The organism is Salinirussus salinus, from assembly GCF_009831455.1.
Classification (GTDB): Archaea; Halobacteriota; Halobacteria; order Halobacteriales; family Haloarculaceae; genus Salinirussus; species Salinirussus salinus.
Genome location: NZ_WOWO01000001.1, coordinates 322368 through 340422 on the forward strand (window position 1 = coordinate 322368; position 18055 = coordinate 340422).

At 70.3% G+C, this 18055-nt stretch carries 19 protein-coding genes; 14 read left to right on the forward strand and 5 right to left on the reverse strand.

Translation table 11 applies throughout. The features are described from left to right. Nucleotides 1–86: 86 nt before the first annotated feature. The 5 genes from GN153_RS01570 to GN153_RS01590 all read right to left on the reverse strand — a co-directional run bounded on the left by GN153_RS01570 (nucleotide 87) and on the right by GN153_RS01590 (nucleotide 4010). Nucleotides 87–1007: a branched-chain amino acid transaminase gene (locus GN153_RS01570; protein WP_159899758.1), complete on the reverse strand. Its 921-nt coding sequence runs from the start codon at nucleotides 1005–1007 to the stop codon at nucleotides 87–89. A gap of 149 nt (nucleotides 1008–1156) precedes the next feature. Further along, nucleotides 1157–1816: a 3,4-dihydroxy-2-butanone-4-phosphate synthase gene (gene ribB, locus GN153_RS01575; RefSeq protein WP_159899102.1), complete on the reverse strand. Its 660-nt coding sequence runs from the start codon at nucleotides 1814–1816 to the stop codon at nucleotides 1157–1159. Then, entirely contained in the window at nucleotides 1803–2498 is a 696-nt protein-coding gene (locus GN153_RS01580) for a DUF120 domain-containing protein (protein ID WP_159899104.1), read from the reverse strand. The genes ribB and GN153_RS01580 overlap by 14 nt, the downstream gene beginning before the upstream one ends. Nucleotides 2499–2567: 69 nt before the next feature. Beyond that, nucleotides 2568–3146, reverse strand: a complete 579-nt coding sequence (locus GN153_RS01585) for a DUF502 domain-containing protein (RefSeq protein WP_159899106.1) — start codon at nucleotides 3144–3146, stop codon at nucleotides 2568–2570. 33 nt (nucleotides 3147–3179) lie between these two features. Continuing rightward, nucleotides 3180–4010, reverse strand: a complete 831-nt coding sequence (locus GN153_RS01590; protein ID WP_159899108.1) for a proline dehydrogenase family protein — start codon at nucleotides 4008–4010, stop codon at nucleotides 3180–3182. 153 nt (nucleotides 4011–4163) lie between these two features. Here GN153_RS01590 and GN153_RS01595 point away from each other — a divergent pair, with 153 nt between their 5' ends. The 14 genes from GN153_RS01595 to GN153_RS01660 all read left to right on the forward strand — a co-directional run bounded on the left by GN153_RS01595 (nucleotide 4164) and on the right by GN153_RS01660 (nucleotide 18028). Then, entirely contained in the window at nucleotides 4164–4709 is a 546-nt protein-coding gene (locus tag GN153_RS01595) for a CDP-2,3-bis-(O-geranylgeranyl)-sn-glycerol synthase (protein ID WP_159899110.1), read from the forward strand. A gap of 612 nt (nucleotides 4710–5321) precedes the next feature. Further along, complete coding sequence (locus GN153_RS01600) at nucleotides 5322–5894, forward strand: response regulator transcription factor (RefSeq protein WP_159899112.1); 573 nt, start codon at nucleotides 5322–5324, stop codon at nucleotides 5892–5894. Nucleotides 5895–5899: 5 nt separating this feature from the next. Beyond that, nucleotides 5900–6505 carry a DUF7504 family protein gene (locus GN153_RS01605; RefSeq protein ID WP_159899114.1) on the forward strand — a complete coding sequence of 202 codons (606 nt, stop codon included), beginning with the start codon at nucleotides 5900–5902 and terminating at the stop codon, nucleotides 6503–6505. Next, nucleotides 6498–7166, forward strand: coding sequence for a hypothetical protein (locus GN153_RS01610; RefSeq protein WP_159899116.1), 669 nt, complete (start codon nucleotides 6498–6500; stop codon nucleotides 7164–7166). The genes GN153_RS01605 and GN153_RS01610 overlap by 8 nt, the downstream gene beginning before the upstream one ends. A gap of 115 nt (nucleotides 7167–7281) precedes the next feature. Next, a complete protein-coding gene (gene hemC, locus GN153_RS01615; protein ID WP_159899118.1) occupies nucleotides 7282–8391 on the forward strand; it encodes a hydroxymethylbilane synthase in 1110 nt (369 codons plus the stop codon). After that, a complete protein-coding gene (cobA, locus tag GN153_RS01620; RefSeq protein WP_159899120.1) occupies nucleotides 8388–9218 on the forward strand; it encodes a uroporphyrinogen-III C-methyltransferase in 831 nt (276 codons plus the stop codon). The genes hemC and cobA overlap by 4 nt, the downstream gene beginning before the upstream one ends. Beyond that, nucleotides 9215–9967 (forward strand): uroporphyrinogen-III synthase, encoded by a 753-nt coding sequence (locus GN153_RS01625; RefSeq protein ID WP_159899122.1) that lies wholly within the window; start codon nucleotides 9215–9217, stop codon nucleotides 9965–9967. Before cobA ends, GN153_RS01625 begins: the two co-directional genes overlap by 4 nt. Next, the gene (locus GN153_RS01630) at nucleotides 9964–11145 is read left to right on the forward strand and encodes an MFS transporter (RefSeq protein WP_159899124.1); all 1182 of its coding nucleotides are present in this window, start codon (nucleotides 9964–9966) and stop codon (nucleotides 11143–11145) included. The genes GN153_RS01625 and GN153_RS01630 overlap by 4 nt, the downstream gene beginning before the upstream one ends. Before the next feature lie 155 nt (nucleotides 11146–11300). Next, on the forward strand, nucleotides 11301–12470 hold the full coding sequence (locus GN153_RS01635; RefSeq protein WP_159899126.1) for a substrate-binding domain-containing protein: 1170 nt from the start codon (nucleotides 11301–11303) through the stop codon (nucleotides 12468–12470). 4 nt (nucleotides 12471–12474) lie between these two features. Then, nucleotides 12475–13488 (forward strand): ABC transporter permease, encoded by a 1014-nt coding sequence (locus tag GN153_RS01640; protein WP_159899128.1) that lies wholly within the window; start codon nucleotides 12475–12477, stop codon nucleotides 13486–13488. After that, nucleotides 13485–14480: an ABC transporter permease gene (locus GN153_RS01645; RefSeq protein WP_159899130.1), complete on the forward strand. Its 996-nt coding sequence runs from the start codon at nucleotides 13485–13487 to the stop codon at nucleotides 14478–14480. Before GN153_RS01640 ends, GN153_RS01645 begins: the two co-directional genes overlap by 4 nt. Next, a complete protein-coding gene (locus GN153_RS01650; protein WP_159899132.1) occupies nucleotides 14481–15500 on the forward strand; it encodes an ABC transporter ATP-binding protein in 1020 nt (339 codons plus the stop codon). Further along, entirely contained in the window at nucleotides 15497–16441 is a 945-nt protein-coding gene (locus GN153_RS01655; protein WP_159899134.1) for a metallophosphoesterase family protein, read from the forward strand. Before GN153_RS01650 ends, GN153_RS01655 begins: the two co-directional genes overlap by 4 nt. A gap of 27 nt (nucleotides 16442–16468) precedes the next feature. After that, the gene (locus GN153_RS01660; protein ID WP_159899136.1) at nucleotides 16469–18028 is read left to right on the forward strand and encodes a DHH family phosphoesterase; all 1560 of its coding nucleotides are present in this window, start codon (nucleotides 16469–16471) and stop codon (nucleotides 18026–18028) included. Nucleotides 18029–18055 lie beyond the last annotated feature (27 nt).

Sequence of the window (18055 nt, forward strand, 5' to 3'; positions counted from 1 at the left end):
CCGGAACTGATACCGGCCGACCGGCCACCTTCTCCTCGCTCCCGACGGCCGTCCGTTCGCTCCTCGTCCGGCCCCCGCGAGCGCCCCTACACCGGGGTGAACCAGTCGGCGTAAGCCTCCGGGGCGTCCTCGATGACCTCGAAGAACTTCGTCTGGATCTCGTCGGTGACCGGCCCCTTCGTCCCCTCGCCGATGACGTTGTCGTCGACGCTGCGGATCGGCGTCACCTCCGCCGCGGTCCCGGTAAAGAACAGCTCGTCGGCGGTGTACAGCTCGCCCCGGGAGATGGAGACGGTGTCGTGGACCTCGTAGCCGAGGTCCTCGGCGATCTCGATGACGGACTGGCGGGTGATCCCGTCGAGGATCGACTCCGACAGACCCGTGGTGTACAGCTCCCCGTCCCGGACCAGAAAGAGGTTCTCGCCGGGCCCCTCGGCGACGTTGCCCTCCTTGTTGAGGACGATGGCTTCGACGTAGCCGTTCGAATCCGCCTCCAGGGAGGCCAGCACGCTGTTGACGTAGGCGCCGGTGGTCTTGGAGTTCGTCGGGATCTGGCTGGAGGCGTGTTTCCGCCAGGAGGAGACGGCGACGTCGACCCCCTCCTCGAGGGCCTCCTCGCCGAGGTACGCGCCCCACGGCCAGACGGCGACGGTGACGCTGACCGGCGCGCCCCGCGGGTCGACGCCCAGCGGCCCGTGTCCCCGGAAGGCCAGCGGACGGATGTAACACGAATCGAGCCCCTCCCGGCGGATGAGCTCGAGGGTCGCCTCCGTGAGTTCGTCGCGGTCGAAGGGGATCTCCATGTCGTAGGGTTTGGCGGACTGGTAGAACCGGTCGAGGTGCTCGTCCCACCGGAAGACCGCCGACCCCTTCGCGGTGTCGTAACACCGGACCCCCTCGAAGACCCCGGTCCCGTAGTGCAGGGCATGCGAGAGGACGTGCGTGGTCGCGTCCTCGAAGTCGACGAACTCGCCGTCCATCCAGACTTCCTCGACGCCCTCGAACATCTCGGGCCGGTCGGCGTCGCTCACGGCGACCACCCTGCTGTCGGTCCGTCGCTGTCGGCGTGCATACCCGGACGCAGGACGGCCACCGTTAAGAGTCTTGACGGTTCGGCGGCGGGCTCCGGAGCCCGACGGGTGGCCGACGACGCCCCTTACCCGAGCTGTGCGACCAGGTCCCGGCCCTCGACGTAGGGGACGTCGTGGCGGCGGGCGTAGTCGGCGGCGGCGGACGGCGAGAGCGCCCCGCCGGTAGTGTCGTCGAGCATCTCACAGACCACGACCGCGGGAGCCACGCCGGCTGCCTCCGTGAGGGCGACCCCGAGTTCGGTGTGGCCCCGGCGGTCCGCGAGCAGGCCCGGGGCCGCACGGAGGAGGTGGACGTGGCCGGGTGTCCGGAAGTCGCTCGCGAAGTCCGCGCTCGCGGGGTCGGCGGCCGCAGCGCCCAGTTCCCGGATGGTGAGCGCGCGGTCCTCGTCGGTGATCCCCGTCCGGGTGTCGCGGTGGTTGACCGGCAACGAGAAGGAGGAGCGGTCGTCGTAGGCGAGCTCGTGGTCGGCGGCCGCGGGGTGGTCGATGTGCTCCTGGAGGAACGGGAGGCCGAAGGTATCCGCGACCGCGTCCGAGACGGCGACACAGACCAGCCCGCCGGCGTCGTTTCGCAGGCGGGCGACGGCCTCCGGCGTGACGGCGCCGGCGGGGTAGACGAGGTCGGTCTCGCCCTCGCGGTCGGCGGCGTCGTGGATGCAGACCGGCCGCCCCTCCCGGAAAGCCCCGATTGCCGCAGTCACGCCAGCCTGCTCACCCTTCGACATCGACGGTCACCTCGTCGCCGTCCTCCAGTTCGAGGTCGTCCCGGAGCCGCACCGGCGCGATCACCTCGAGGTGGTCGTCGCCGTGGTGGGTCCGCTCGGGCGTGATCACGTGGGCCTCGGTGCAGGTGCCCGCGTCGGCCTCGAGGGTCGCGGGGTAGCAGTAGGCGGGTCCGTAGGACCGGTCGTCGCTCTCCCAGCCCTCGATCGTGACTGGCTCGAAGGAGCTCAGCCGGGCGCGCTTGCGCACGCTGTCGGGCGTGAGGTCGATGTTCAGCGTGCCGGCGAAAGGCTCGTACCCCAGCTTCTCGACGAACTGGCGCATGTACCCCTCGAGGGTAATGTAGTGACGGCCCTCGCCCATCCCGCTGGTGACGGTCCCCGAGAGCGTGACACCGGTGTCGCGCTCGAAGACCTGGCGGTAGTCGGCGTACTCGGCCTGGAGGCGCTGGGCTCCCCGCTCGGTGACCTCGACCCACTGCCCGTCGCCGACGACGTCGCGGTCGAGGTATCCGCCCTCCTCGAGGCGCTGGAGGCGTCGCGAGGCGGTCTGGGTCGAGGCGTCCAGCCGCTCGCCCAGCCCCGAACAGGAGATCTTCTCCTGGCTGTCGAGCGCGCCGAGCAGGGCGAGGTGTTTGAGCGTGAGCACCCCGTCGGCCCCGAGCGCCCGCTGCTGTTCTGGCATATCCCGGGCTTTGCTCTCACCTGTGATAAGCATACCGGATGTGTGACGCATCCCAGATCCGTGAACGTGTTAGTCGTCTTCGAAGAGTTCCTGGACGTCGCGCTCCTCGGTGTCGCCGAAGCCGGCGCTGAGCACCCGCGTCAGGGCGTCCTCGACGGACTCGCCGGTCTCCTCGTAGCGGTCGGGCTCGACCTCGACGACGAAGCCGGTCGTGATGTTGGGCGCCGTCGGGAGAAAGAGGAGTTCGCGGCCGTCGTCGGTTTTCTTGCCGGTTTTGAAGGCAGTCATCCGGAGGCCGTCCCAAGTCTCGACCTTGACGGGGGCCTGGAGCTCGTCGGTGCCGCCGACGGCCGTCTCGACGGCCATCTTCGAGGCGTTGTAGACCACGCGGAGGCCGGGGATCTGGTTGACTACGTCGTCGAGGACGCCCTCGACCACGCCCCCCAGTGCGGTCCGCATCAGGTAGCCGATGGCGAAGACCAGGAGGACGAAGACGACGAGCGTGACCGCGACCCGCAGCGGCGGCGGGTCGACGGCCACCGGAACGGTCGCGAGCTGGCCGTACAGCCAGCTGACGACGAAGGCCACCACCAGAAGCGGGACGAGGACGACCAGTCCGCTGGCGAAGTCGCGTTTCCAGCCGGCCATTACCGCTCCTCACAGCGGCGTGGTAATGAGCCTTCAGGTCCCCAGCAGCGCCCGGGCTGCGAAGGCGGCGTTCTCCCACCGCTCGGTCACCCGCCGGGAGAAGTAGGAGAGCCACCGCCGGCCGTAGGGGACGTACTGCCAGACGTCGCGGCGGCTCGCCAGGTCGTACTGGACGTCCGTCCGGACGCCCATCAGCATCTGCACCTCGTAGGGGGTCCCGTGGGCCTCGTGTAGCGTCGCCGCGCGCGCGAGCATTGCCGGGTCGTGGCTGGCCACGGCGACCCGGTCGTGGGTCCGGAACAGCCGCTCCAGACACGCCTCGTAGGCCTCGTCGACCTGCTCGACCCCGCTGTATCCCTCGCCTGTCGGCGGGTCGTAGGCACCCTTGACGAGCCTGACCACGCCGCCAGCGTCGGCCAGGCGGTCGATATCGTCGGGCGTGCGCGCGAGGTTCGCCTGCAGGCACACCCCGACGTCCCGGCCCGCGCGGGCGTGTTCCTCGTAGGCCGAAAGCGTCGCCTCCACCGTTTCCGGGCCCTCCATGTCGACCCAGACGAAGACGCCGCGGTCGTCGGCGTGCTCGATGACGGTGCCGAGGTTCTCCCGGAAGACCGCCTCGTCGGCCGCCAGCCCCAGCTGTGTGGGCTTGACCGAGAGCCGTGCCCGCAGGTCCGCGCTCGCGACGTCCTCGACGAGCCGGCGGTAGGCGGCGGCGTCGGCGTCGGCCGGGCCGCGGTCGCCGTAGTGCTCGCCGAGCAGGTTCACGATCGCGCCGACCGACCGGTCGTTGAGCTGGCGGGCGTGTTCGAGGGCGGTGGCGGGCTCCTCGCCGGCGACGAACCGGCGGGCGACGGGCGGCAGCATACCCGGAGGTAGCCCGCCGGCGGGAAAGAGGCTGTCGGGCTCGACTGTCGCGTCCTGCCGTCGGAGGGTTCCCCGCAAGGGGTGAGGTGGACACGACGGCGCGGCGGGCGCGGGATCCGGGGACGTTAAGGGGCGGCCTGTCGACCCGCCGGCATGGACGCGGTCGCGACGGTCGCCACGGCGCTGTGGGCGATGTTACCTGCATACGTCCCCAACAACGCCGCCGTCCTGTTCGGGGGCGGCCCCCCCATCGACGGCGGGCGGACGATGGGCGGTCGGCGCCTGCTCGGCGACGGCAAGACCTGGCGGGGGACCGCCGCCGGCTGGCTCGCCGGGGTCGGGGTGGGGCTGCTGTTGCGGGAGCTCCGAGACCCCGTCAGCGACGCGCTCGGGGTCGCGCTCCCGACACTCCCGCTCGCGGCGGCACTCGCCCTCCCTCTGGGAGCGATGCTCGGCGATATCGGCGCCTCCTTCCTGAAGCGCCGGACCGGCCGCGAGCGCGGCGCGCCCTTCCCCGGCGTCGACCAGCTCGACTTTGTGGTCGGGGCGCTCCTGCTCGGGGCCGTGGCGGCGCCCTCGTGGTTTTTCGAGACCTTCACCCTGCCCGTCCTGGCGGTGGTGCTGGTCATCACGCCCGTGCTGCACGTAATAACCAATGCCATCGCGTACGTGCTCGGGCTGAAATCGGAGCCGTGGTGAGACTGCCCGCGTGTAGCGTTTCGTGGCTGTTTGACCACACGCCGCCGGAGCGGGCCGAGACCGGTGAGCGGTCAGTCGTCGCGAACGGCGCCGCCTCAGTCGCCGTGAGAGGACGACGCTAGCCCGGATGAGAGAAGTGGCCTCCGTGGGGGGAGTCAGTGTCCGGGACCAGCGCGCAGCGCAAGCCAATAGCCGGTCGGAAATCGCCACAGCGGCCAGGCGGGGCTCGGCGGCGACCGCGCAGCTGCCGGCAGCGGGTAATGCTGACAGCGGAACACAGCCTGCTATCGACCGGGACCAAATTCCGGGCCGGTTCAATGTTCGATATTGTGGCGGGGTATTTATGTGGACCTGCCCGAGGCGAGGTATGTGGCTACGTGTGCGGAGTCAGCTGTCGGCGTCGGCGACACCGGACACCGATCACCCCGTCTACCTGCCGTCGCGACACGAGAAATCCGGGCTGGCGGCCGGGGACGAGGGCAGGCAGGCACCGTACTTCTCTCCCGCAGTCGGCCGGTCCCGGAGACCACCACAGACCACCTCGCGGCCGACGAGCGAGCCAGGGAATCCTGGGGTCCGGCCGCCACTCCGGCACTCGGGAGACCGTCGGTCATGACCGACGGCGAGGATCCGGTCGTGCTGGTCGTTGAGGACGAACGCGACCTCGCTGATTCATTCGCCGCGTTGCTGGACGGCGACTACAGCGTCCGGGTCGCGTACGACGCCCGGGCTGCGGTCGACCTGTACGACGAAACCGTCGACGTCGCCCTGCTCGACCGGCACATGCCCGGTCCGTCCGGTGACGAGGTTCTTCAGCACATTCGCGACGAGCCGGGGGACTGCGGCGTGGGGATGCTCACGGCTGTCGACCCGGCCCCGGATATCGCCGATATGGCGTTCGACGAGTACATCCTCAAGCCCGCCAGCCGGAACGAACTAACGTCGCTCGTCGAATCCCTCCTGCGACGGACGACGTGTGATGAAGCGCTCCGACGACACTACCGGCTGACGAACAAGATTGCCTTGCTCGAGGAGCACCTCGAGCCCGCCGAACTGTCGGCCAGCGAAGAGTACCAGCGTCTGCAAGCGGAACTGGCCGACATCGACCGGACCGCCTCTGAGGCCGTCGCGGAGCTGGACTCCGAAGACGTCGGGGCCATCCTCCACTCCGATTCAGAACCGTGACAGAAATGCCCAACTCGACGTCCGGAGAGGGGGTCTCGGAAGTCCCCTCGTTCGACCCCGGCACAAACGTCCTCGTCGTCGACGAGAGGGGCGAAGACGCACTGCCGTTCAGCCTCTCCCACCCGGATGCCGACGGCGGGGTCGCCGTCGTGACGACCGACCTCCCGGCTGCCTCCGTCGTCGACATTGCTCCACACCATCTCGCCGACGGCGCGCGCCTCGAAATCGTGGACTGTACTGGCGAGCCGGCAACGGTCGACACCCCCAACGTGACGTCCCTGGTTTCCGCCGACCAGGACCTCCCGTCGGTCGGAGAGGCGACCGTCGAGACCCTGCAGGGCGCGAAGACGACGCCACTGACGACCGTTCACCTCGGGTCGGTATCCAGTTTAGTGGCCCAGTCCACTGTCCAGCAGGTCTACAAGCTCCTGTACATGGTCGCGGACCAGGTGCGGGCTCACGACCTCGTGGCGTTTTACGTGTGGGATGGGCCGTCAGAAGCCAAGACACTCCGGATCCTTGGGCAGACACTCGACCGACGGGTTTCACTCGACGGGCGCGGCGAGCCAACCGTCCGCACCTCCCCCGAGTGGAGTGGGGACGATGGATGAGCAGCCCGAGGGAGACATCGACGAACCGGACCCCTCGGACCCGGACGCGACGTTTGCCGCGGTAGTGGACCTCCTCGAGTCGTGGGACTCACCGAGAACCCACAACACTACCGCAGCCAGACACTTACGTGACCACCTGGACAGGGGGTTGAACGACGACGACTCCCCTGTCTGGACTCGTGACATCGTCGAGCGGCGGCGTGGGTCGTCGTCCGCAGACCTAATCATCAACGGAGAGATCGGGGTAAAACTCGTCGGGAGAGCCGGGTCGGCCGACCACAGCGACCTGACGGTCGTTCTCCGACTGCTCGCCGAGCGACACAACTACCTCGCCATCTACTGGCTGGACACGTCACCCGCCGAAACGGACCACCGGCGGAACGTTGAGCGCGGGACTTCCACCACCCAGTTAGGGCTCAAACAGCTCGAATTCGTGCGAGGGCCTTCCGCCGGGTCTGGACCGACCGAGGTAGGGTGGTCAAGAGTCGGTCTCGCCGGGGTCGGGCGGCCGCTGTTCGTCGGGCTACTGTCCGTTCTTGGAGCCGGGATAGCTACGTGGCTGTTCGTCCGGTCCTCCGGTCTGAGTCGGGCGTTCCTGTTCGTCACCGCCGGTGTATTTCTCCTCTCGGTGGTACTTGGAGTCTTCTTGACATCACACTGATGAGCGCGGCGGGGGCTGTATCCGATTCCAGACGGCGGACAACAGGGGTGGAGAGAAACGGAACCGCCGCTCGAAAGTGGTGTCCTTTTCACCCCCGGCCGTCGATGGGGAAACAATGAGTACGCGCGGCCGGACGCTGCGGCTGGCGACCCGGGGCTCGGAGCTGGCCCTCCGCCAGGCCGCCATCGTCCGGGACCTGCTCGCCACCCGGCGTCTGGAGGTCGAACTCGTCGAGGTGGAGACGACGGGCGACCAGCTCCGGGACGAGCTGATCCACCGGCTCGGCACCACGGGCGCCTTCGTCCGCAGCCTCGACGAGAAGGTCATCGACGGCGAACTCGACGCGGCGGTCCACTCGATGAAGGACATGCCCACCGACCAGCCCCCCGAGCTGGTGGTGGCGGGGATCCCCGAGCGCGCCGCCGCGGGCGACGTGCTCGTCACGCCCGACGGAACCGACCTGGCGGACCTGCCCTCCGGAGCAGTCATCGGCACCTCCAGCCTCCGCCGGCGCGCCCAGTTACTCGCCCGCCGGCCCGACCTCGAGGTCGAGGGGCTCCGGGGCAACGTCGACACCCGCGTCGAGAAGCTGCTCGCGCCCTCGCTGCAGCGCGAACACGAGCGCCGTATCGAGGCCGCCGAGGGCGAGGACGACAGCGACAACGACGAGGACGAGGAGTTCGACCAGTCAGTCGAGGAGTGGTTCGACGGGCTCGCCGAGGTCGAGCGCCGCGCCCTGGAGCGGGAGGTCGACACCGAGTACGACGCCATCTGTCTCGCGGAGGCGGGGCTGGCCCGCAGCGGCCTCCTCCACCACCTCGAGTCCCAGCGCCTGGACCCGACCGAGTTCGTCCCCGCACCGGGCCAGGGGGCCATCGCCGTCACCGCGCTGGACGGCGAGGTCGCGGAGACGGTCCACGCCGCCGTCGACCACCCGCCGACCCGGGTCGAGACCACCGTCGAGCGGACGGTCCTCTCGGAGCTTGGCGGGGGGTGCGTGGCGCCGCTGGGCGTTCACGCCCGCCTCCAGGGGGAGGTCGTCACCGCGGCCGCCCGCGTCCTCTCGCAGGACGGCACCGAGGAGGTCGCTGGCGAGCGGGAGCTGCCGGTCGAGCGCCACGCCGAGGCGGCAGTCGAGTTCGCCGCTGACCTGGCCGAGGAGGGGGCGAAACGGCTCGTGGAACAGGCCGCCCGCGAGAGCGCCGACGGGGCCAAGCGAGAATGACGGGCCCGAGCGACGGGACCGGCGACGGCGAGGTACCGGCCGCCGGAGCCGATACACCGACCGCCGACGGGACGGTCTACCTGGTCGGCTCGGGTCCGGGCGACCCGGAGTTGCTGACGGTGAAGGCCCGCCGGCTGCTCGGGGAGGCCGACACCATCCTTCACGACAAGCTTCCCGGCCCGGACATCCTCGATGACATCCCCGACGAGAAACGCGAGGACGTCGGCAAGCGCGCCCACGGCGAGGGGACCTCCCAGTCCTACATCAACGAGCGGCTGGTCGAACTCGCCCGCGAGGGGCAGACGGTCGTCCGCCTGAAGGGCGGCGACCCGACGGTCTTCGGCCGCGGTGGCGAGGAGATGGCGTATCTCGCCGAGTCCGGCGTCCCCTTCGAGGTGGTGCCCGCAGTCACCTCCGCCGTCGCCGGGCCGGCGGTGGCGGGGATCCCGGTCACCCACCGCGACCACGCCTCGACTGTCACGTTCGTGACGGGCCACGAGGACCCCGCGAAGGCGGACTCGGCCGTCGACTGGGACGCGCTGGCCGCGACCGGCGGGACCATCGTCGTCCTGATGGGGGTGACTCGCCTGCCCGAGTACGCGGCGACACTGGTCGAGGCCGGGATGGACCCCGCCACGCCGGTCGCGCTCGTCGAACGGGCCACCCGGGACGGCCAGCAGGTCGCCACCGGAACCCTCGAGACCATCGTGGAGGCCCGCGACACCGCCGGTATCGAGCCTCCCGCGCTCACCGTCATCGGCGACGTCGCCGCCACCCGCGAGCGGGTCGTCGACTTCCTGACCACCACGGAGGTCTCGGAATCGTGACTGACGACCCTTTCCCCTCCAGCCCGTCCGCCCCGACCGTCGCGGTCTTCCGGCCGGACGACGAGCGCACCGACCGCGCGGCCGCGCTGCTGGAGCGACTCGGCGCCGACCCCCTTCCCGACCCCATGCTCGAGGTCGACCCGACGGGCGCGGTCCCCCGGGAGGACGCCGACTTCACCGTTCTGACGAGCAAGACCGGCGTCGAACTCGCCGCCGAGGCCGGCTGGGAGCCCGGCGGCGCGGTCTGTGCCATCGGCGAGGCCACCGCCGACGCGCTCGAGGCGGCGGGGTACGCCGTGGACGTCCTCCCCGAGACCTACTCCTCGACGGGACTGGTCGACCGGCTGGCCGGCGAGGTCGACGGCGCCCGGGTCGAGGTGGCCCGCTCTGACCACGGCGCGCAGGTGTTACTGGACGGGCTCGAGGAGGCGGGCGCGTACGTCCACGAGACGGTCCTCTACCGGCTCACCCGACCCGACGGAGCCGGAGAGAGCGCCGAGCGGGCCGCCGCCGGCGAGGTCGACGCCGCCCTCTTTACCTCGTCGCTGACCGTCGAGCACTTCCTGGCCGCCGCCGAGGAGCGCGGCGTCCGGGAGGCCGCGGTCGCGGGACTCGAGGGCGCCGTCGTCGCCGCGATCGGTCGGCCGACCGCCGAGACCGCCGCGGCGGCGGGTATCGACGTCGACCTCGTCCCGGGGGAGGCCGACTTCGAGACGCTCGCCCGGGAGACGGTCGCGGCCCTGGAGTGACTGGGGGAACCCGCCGGCTGGTCGGCCTGGTGACCGGCTGGCAGACCGTCGCGAGCAGCTGTTACTACGCCCCCTTCGCAGCCGCCCCGTTTCTCAGCGAGGCCTTCGGTCTCTCGCGCTTTCTGGTGGGCGTGCTCGTCACGACGCTGACGCTTGGCTACACGCTGGCGCTGGTCCCGAGCGGCGCCCTCGTCGACACCTACGGCGAGCGTCCGGCCTTCGTGGGCGGGCTGGCTGGCCTGGGCGCGGGCGCGCTCGCCGTGACCGCCGCACCCTCGACGCTTCTCCTCTTTGTGGCCGCGTTCGTCCTCGGGGTCGCCTACGCCTCGGCGATGCCGGCCACGAACCGCGCCATCGTCGCCGGCGTCCCCGCCGACAGGCAGGGACTCGCCATCGGGCTCAAGCAGGTCGGTGTCACCGGCGGGAGCGCGGTCTCCGCGCTGGTCGTCGCCACCGCTGCCCCGGCCGTCGCCACCTGGCGGGCCGGGCTGGCCGGCCTGGGCGTCCTCGCGCTCCTCGTCGCCGGCCTCTTCGCCGTCGGCTACGCCGGCAGCCCGGCAGCGGGCGGGCCGACGCTCCCCGACGTGGGCTCGCTGCGTGGCAACCGCGCCTACGTCGCGCTCGTGGCCGCGGGGCTCTGTCTCGGCGCGGGCCTCTTTACTGCGGTCGGCTACCTGACGCTGTATCTCACCGAGTCCGTCGGCGCGACCGTCGCGGTCGCCGGCGCCGGCTTCGCGCTCGCTCAGGTCGCCGGCAGCGCCGGCCGGGTCGGGGTCGGCAGTGTGGCCGACCGGCTGGCCCGGCGGCTCTCCTGGGCCCCCGCCCGCGCGGCGACGCTGCTTCTCGCCGGGCAGGCCGGCGTCGGTGCGGTCCTGCTCGCCGCGTTCGCGCTCTCGCCTCCGCCTGCGCTCGCGCTCGCCCTCGTGGCCGGCGTCGGCTTCACCGTCTTCGGGTTCACCGGGCTGTACTACACCGCCCTGTCGGCGCTGGTCGACGACGAGGAGGTGGGCGCCGCGACCGCCGGCGGGCAGACGACGCTCAACGTCGGCGCGCTCCTGGCTCCGCCGGCGTTCGGGCTGCTCGCCGACGCCGGATCCTACGGCCTCTCCTGGATTGCCCTGGCGGCGGTCGTGTTCGCGGGTGTGGGGCTGGTCGGGCTGACCTACGCCCGGCTGTAAGGAGCGTTCGGTAGCAGTACGTTCCGGTACCGAGCGAACAGAGGAGAACGGACTGTCACCAGCGGTATCGACCTCCGGTACCGCTCGGTACTGCTGCGGAATCCACATAAATATCATATAAACGTACTTTATGTGGTCTCTCCCGATCACGCACGATGCCTTCCAGACGGCAGTTCCTGATCGGAACGGGTGCAGCAGGTGTGACCGCGCTGTCGGCCGGCTGTTCCGCGGGTGGCGGAACGCCCGAGGACTCCGGCAGCGGTGGCGGCGGGTCGACCGGGGGGTCGGGCAACACCGAGACTTACGAGGTCGGCTTCGGCGACTACGAGACGACCGTCAGTCCCAGCAGCTTCCCGGAGAAGCTGTTCATCTACGCGGTCCAGACCGGCTGGTCGAACTGGGGCGCGCTGATGCAGGAGTTCGAAAACGAGTACGGCGTCCCGCTGAACGACGACCAGCGCTCCTCGGGGGAGGCGCTCTCCCACGCCCGCCAGAACGCCCAGGACCCCAACCACTCGGCGATGAACGGCGGCTACACCTTCGGCGTCGTCGCCCGCAACGACGGGCTGACCCAGCCCTACAAGCCGGCCAACTACGACAAGGTGCCGGACTCGCTGAAGACCGACGACGGCCACGTCACCGCGACCCGGCGGATGACCACCGCGGTCGTCTACCGGAAGGACCTCTACGAGGAGCAGGGGATCGCCCCGCCCGAGACCTGGGAGGACCTCAAACGCGAGGCGGTCGCCGCCAAGACCCAGTACCAGCCCCCTCAGGCCGCCGTCGGGCTGGCCGGGGCGCTCTCGATCAACAACGCCTACGGCGGCTCGCTGGACGACGTCCAGCCGGTTATCGACTTCTACAACGACGTCAAGAGCAAGGGCGCGGTCTTCGCCGGCAACGTCGAACAGAAGTTCAGCAAAGGCGAGATCCAGACCTTCGTCGAGTACGACTACACCGGGCTGGACCTGAAGTACAACGCCGACTCCGTCTCCGAGGACCAGGTCGGCGTCAAGTTCCTCAACGGCCCCGAGGGGAAGGGCGCGCTGAACCAGCCCTACGGCTACGCGATGCTGAAAGGCGCCCCCAACCCCGAGGCCTGCAAGCTGTTCATGGACTACGTGCTCTCGAAGCAAGGGCAAAAGAAGTTCTTCGACGCCTTCGTCCGCCCGATCCGCGCGGACGAACTCGACACGCCGGAGAAGTTCCCCTCGACCGACCGCTACCAGGGCACGGAGTTCCAGGTCGACTACGGGAAGCTGGTCGACACCCAGGAGAGCATCATCCAGGAGATCGGCCAGGGCGTGGGGCTGACCGGTTACTGAATCCATGTCCACGCTCGACGAGTCGCCCCTGCTCGGGCGCGTCCGGGAGACCCGCGCCGGCCGGCTGGTCTTCCCGACGACCGAGCGGGGACGCAAACGCCGCCGGATCGCCGCGCTGGCGGTACCGTTTTTCGCGCTCGCGACCTTCGGCGCCTTCATTCCGCTGGTGAAGATGTTCCGGATCAGCGTCGCCGAGCAGTTCCTCTACGAGGTCCAGGGGTGGAGCCTCGGCCCCTACCGGCGGCTGTTCGCCTCCATCGCTGCCTTCATCCCGGTCGTGGGGACGGACCTCTCGGCGGCCATCGCGGTCGGCGGGGAGGCGGTCAACCCGGTCTACGGGGAGACGATCTGGAACTCGCTGTGGTTCGGTGCCGTCACCACGGTCGCGAGCGTGGCGGTCGGTATCGCGCTGGCGCACGGACTCGAGAAGTACGACCTCCCCCGGAAGGGGCTGCTCGTGACGCTGATCTCCTTCCCGATCAGCCTGCCGGGGATCGTCGCTGCGTTCATGATGATCGTCCTGTTCGGCCAGACGGGCCTGCTCACCAACTTCTTCGCCGTGCTGAGCGGGGCCCAGCCGGTCGACCTCCAGCTCACCGGCCAGCCCTCCGGGACGACGCTGGCCGTCCTCGGGCTCTTTTTCGGTTACATCTACTCGATGATCCCCCGGGCGACACTGCTGTTGCGCGGGACTTACGCCGAGGTCAACACCGACGCCGAGGAGGCCGCCCGGGCGCTGGGGGCGACCCCGCTGCAGACGTTCCGCTACGTCACGCTCCCGCAGATCCGCCCGGGGATCGTCGGCGCGCTGATCCTCACCTTCCGGACGGCGCTCGCGATCTTCGGGACCGTCCTCGTCTTGAAGTCGCTGTCGGTGGTCACCTTCCGGTTTGACCAGCTCGTCAAGGTCGGCTACGAGCTGAACATCGCCTCGGCGCTTGCGGCCGTGTTCTTCCTCTTTACCGTCCTCTTTACCTTCCTGAGCCTGCGCTACACCAGCGCGGAGGTGGCCCGATGAGCACGCCCGACGCCGACGGGGCGGTCACGGGCGCGGTCCCCGACCGCGAGCCGGGCCGGCTGGGCCGGCTGTCGGCACGCTACGGCCGCGCGCTGGTCACGGCGCTGATCCTGGTCACCGTCGTCTTCCTCATCGGGCCGGTGCTCGTGACCTTCGTCGCCTCTTTCTTCCAGAACTGGACCGGACTGTTCCCCAGCGGCGGACTTACCCTCCAGAACTGGGCGCAGGCGCTCGGCATCGCCGACACCGTCGGCGCCGCCCGGGGGCTGGGCGGGTTCTGGACGTTCGTCGCGCCGGACGTGCTGTTCGTGCTCCAGCTCCCCCTCCTGCCCGACCTGACGCTGTATTTCCCCTTCGATTTCTACATCCAGACCCCGATCCCGATGGCGCTGGGGTTCAGCGTCCTGCTCGCGCTGCTTGGCGTGTTGATCAACCTTCTCGTGGGCGTGCCGGTCGCCTACGCCGTCACCCGTTACGACTTCCGCGGCCGACGGCTGATGAACACCTTCGCCGTCCTCCCGATCGTCCCGGGGATCATCCTCGGGATCGCCTTCCTGAAGACCTACCCCGGCCTGCCGAGCGTCATCGCCCTCGTCCTGGGCTACTCGCTTTTGAAGATCCCCTACATGGTGCTTGCCGTCCAGTCCTCCTTCGAGTCGATGGACCTCAGGCAGATGGAGGAGAGCGCCCGGTCGCTGGGGGCGTCCTGGACGACCACCTTCCTGCGGGTGATCGTCCCCGGCGCCAAACAGGGGATCATCTCCGGGTCGATCATCTGCTGGACGCTCGCGGCCGCCGAGTTCAACTTCTCCTACGTCGTCTACTCGAGCGGTCCACGGCCGTTCTCGCTATTCCTGTTCGAGAACATCTCGAACAACCCCTTCCTGCGGGCCGCGGCCGCCATCTCCATCTACTTCGTCATCGTGGCCGCGGTGACGGCGCTTCTGAACTACGTCGGCGAGAACGGCTTCTCGGTCGGAGGTGTCAGATAGATGGCTGAACGTGTCAGACTCGACGAGATCACGAAACGGTTCGACGAAACGCTCGCCGTCGACGACGTCTCGTTGACGGTCGAACCCGGGGAGACGGTCGGCCTGGTCGGCCCCTCGGGATGCGGGAAGACCACGACTCTGCGGACGGTCGCGGGCTTCGAGACCCCCACCGAGGGCCAGGTCCTGTTCGACGACGACGAGGTCACCCACGTCCCCCCCGAACAGCGCAACGTCGGGCTGGTCTTCCAGTCCTACGCGCTGTTCGACAACATGACCGTCCAGGAAAACATCGAGTTCGGGCTCCGGATGCGCGACGTACCCAAGGCCGAACGCGCCGAGCGCGCCGAGGAGCTGCTGGACCTGCTCGATATCGGCGGGATGGGCGACCGCGACCCGACGACGCTGTCGGGGGGACAACAGCAGCGGGTCGGGCTGGCCCGGGCGCTGGCGATCGAGCCCCGCGTGCTCCTGCTCGACGAGCCGATGACCGGCCTGGACGCCAAACTGAAAACGCGGCTCCAGGAGGAGATCGGCTCGCTGCTCGAGGAGATCGACGTCACCTCGCTGTATGTCACTCACGACCAGGCCGAGGCGATGGTGATGTGCGACCGGATCGCCGTGATGAACGACGGCCGGATCGAGCAGGTCGGCACCCCCGCGGAGATCTACGAGGCGCCGGCGAACGGGTTCGTCGCGGACTTCGTCGGCACCTCCAACCGGCTGGATGCCACGGTCCGGAACGGCGAACTCGATTTCGGCCACGCGGCCGTCGAGGCGCCCGCCGACGCCCCCGAGGGCGAGGTGACGGTCGTCGCCCGCCCGGAGGCGTTCGCGCTGGACGGCGGCCCCGTCGAGGCGACCGTCGAGGACCGGTTCTATCTCGGTGAGCACGTCCGCGTGAGCGCGCGAACCCCGGACGACCAGGAGCTGACGCTGCGGTTCGACCCCGAGAACGCCCCCGCCGACGGCCACGTAACGCTGTCGCTGGATACCGACCGGGTCCACCTGCTCCGGGGATGACCGGTGACTCGCAGGCGGAGCCGGGGTCGCTGTTGGCCCGACTCGACCGTCCGCGGGCGCCCGAGCGGGTCCGGTTGGCGGTCCTCGCCGACCCCCACCTCGCGGTCGAGGGGGAGGGCACCTGGAAGGTCGCCCACCGCAGCCGGGAGCTGTTCGAGCGCGCTGTCGCCCGGACCGACGCTGTCGGCGCCGACCTGGCAGTTCTCCCGGGGGACCTGACTGGCGACGGGCATCCGGCGGCCTTCGAGGCCGTCGACGAGGTGCTGGCGGACCTGGAGACCCCGTGGGTCGCGGTGCCCGGGAACCACGACGTACCCAAGTCCTTCGACGGCCACGAGAGCCCGCCAGTCGGGGCTTTCGAGCAGCGCTACGGCCCCGCGGGCGGTTTCCCGTTCACGCGGGAGGTCGGGCCGGTGACACTGCTGGGCGTGAACACCGCCAGCGCGCCCGACGAGACCCTCCGGTCGACGTGGGGCGGGCGGGTCGGCGAGCGTGACCGTGCCTGGCTGGCCGACACTCTCCCCGACGTGGAGACGCCGGTGGTCGTCTTGCATCACAACGTCGCGACCCTCCCCGAGAACCCCGGCGGGAAGTGGGGAAACTTCCCGCTCGGAGACGCCGACGCGGTCCGTGGTATCCTGGCCGACCACGAGGTTCCGCTGGCGCTGACGGCCCACCACCACGTCCCGGCCCTCGCCGAGCACGGGCCGACGACGGAGGTGCTGGCGCCCGCGGTCTGTTCGTACCCGCAGGGGATGCTGCTGGTCGACATCGGGCCCGCGGGCACGGAGGTGTGGCTGGTGCCGCTTGCCGACGCCGCCGAAGTGCGGGAGGCCCGCCGGCTCGCGACGACCGGGAAGCCGCTGGCTGCCGGGGTCGTGGAGCTGGTCGACCGACGGATCGAGGCCCTGCCGCTGGCTGACTGCGGTCCGGAGGCTTAAGACCGAAGCCGCCCCTATCCCGACGCGATGGGACCCGTTCCGGCACTCGAGGAGCGCGCGGAGGCCTGCGCCGAGCGGCTGGTCGCGGCCGGGGAGGTGCTGTTGGCATCTCACATCGACGCCGACGGGCTCACGAGCGCGGCCATCGCCGCGACCGCGCTCCGGCGGGCCGGCATCGAGTTCGAGACCGTCTTCAAGAAGCAACTGGACGAAGCGGAGATAGCGAGCATTGCGGCCCGCGAGGAGGAGACGGTGCTGTTCACGGACTTCGGAAGCGGACAGCTGGACGTCATCGCGGCCCACGAGCGGGCCGGCGACTTCACGCCCGTCATCGCCGACCACCACCAGCCCGCGGACGCCGACACCGAGTACCACCTCAACCCCCTGCTGGAGGGGATCGACGGCGCCTCCGAACTCTCCGGCGCGGGCGCGAGCTACGTCCTCGCGCGGGCGTTGGGTGACGCGACCGAAGGGAGCGTCACCGGAACGCGAGCGGCGAGTGAAACGAGCCGTGAGCAGGGAGAAGCGACCAGCGGGAGCCTCCCCGAACAGCGAACGGAGAGCGACGCTCCCGCCACAGACGGAGGTGCGGTCGCGGCCGGGACTGACGACCCCGCCGGCGACAACCGCGACCTCGCGGGACTCGCCGTGGTGGGTGCGGTCGGGGACATGCAGGCCGTCGGCGGCGAGCTGGTCGGCGCCAATCGGGGGATCGTCGAGGAGGGCGTCGAGGCGGGCGTGCTCGCCGAGGGAACGGACCTGGCCTTCTACGGGAAACAGACCCGCCCGCTGCCCAAGCTGCTCGAGTACGCAAGCGAGGTCCGGATCCCCGGCGTCTCCAACGACCAGCGCGGCGCCGTCTCCTTCCTGCAGGGGCTGGACCTGGACCTGAAGGAGGGCAGGGAGTGGCGCCGGTGGGTCGACCTCTCGGACGACGAGCGCCAGCAGGTCGCCAGCGCCCTCGTTCAACACGCCCTCTCCCGCGGGGTACCAAGCGACCGCGTCGAGGACCTGGTCGCCACCACCTACACGCTCACCGCCGAGGACCCGGGCACGGAGCTCCGGGACGCGAGCGAGTTCTCGACGCTCCTGAACGCGACCGCGCGCTACGAGCGCGCCGACGTCGGCCTGGCGGTCTGTCTGGGCGACCGCGAGGGCGCCCTGGAGCGGGCCCGCCACCTGCTGCGTACCCACCGGCGCAACCTCTCGGAGGGGATCAGTCTGGTAGAGGAGCGGGGCGTCGAGCGCGCCGAGCACGTCCAGTACTTCGACGCCGGCGAGGAGATCCGGGAGACGATCGTCGGCATCGTCGCCGGGATGGCCCTCGGTGTGGACGGTGTGGACGGCGACCGGCCGATCGTCGCCTTCGCCCGCAAGAGCGAGGAGGAGACGAAGGTGTCGGGGCGGGGGACCGGCCGGCTGGTCGGCCGGGGGCTGGACCTGTCGGTCGTCATGCGGGAGGCCGCCCGGTCGGTCGGCGGGGACGGCGGCGGCCACGATGTCGCCGCGGGCGCGACCATCCCCGCCGGCCGCGAGGAGGAGTTCGTCGCCGCGGCCGACGACCTCGTCGCCGAGCAGATCGGGTGAGCCTTGGCACCGCCGACCGAACTACCG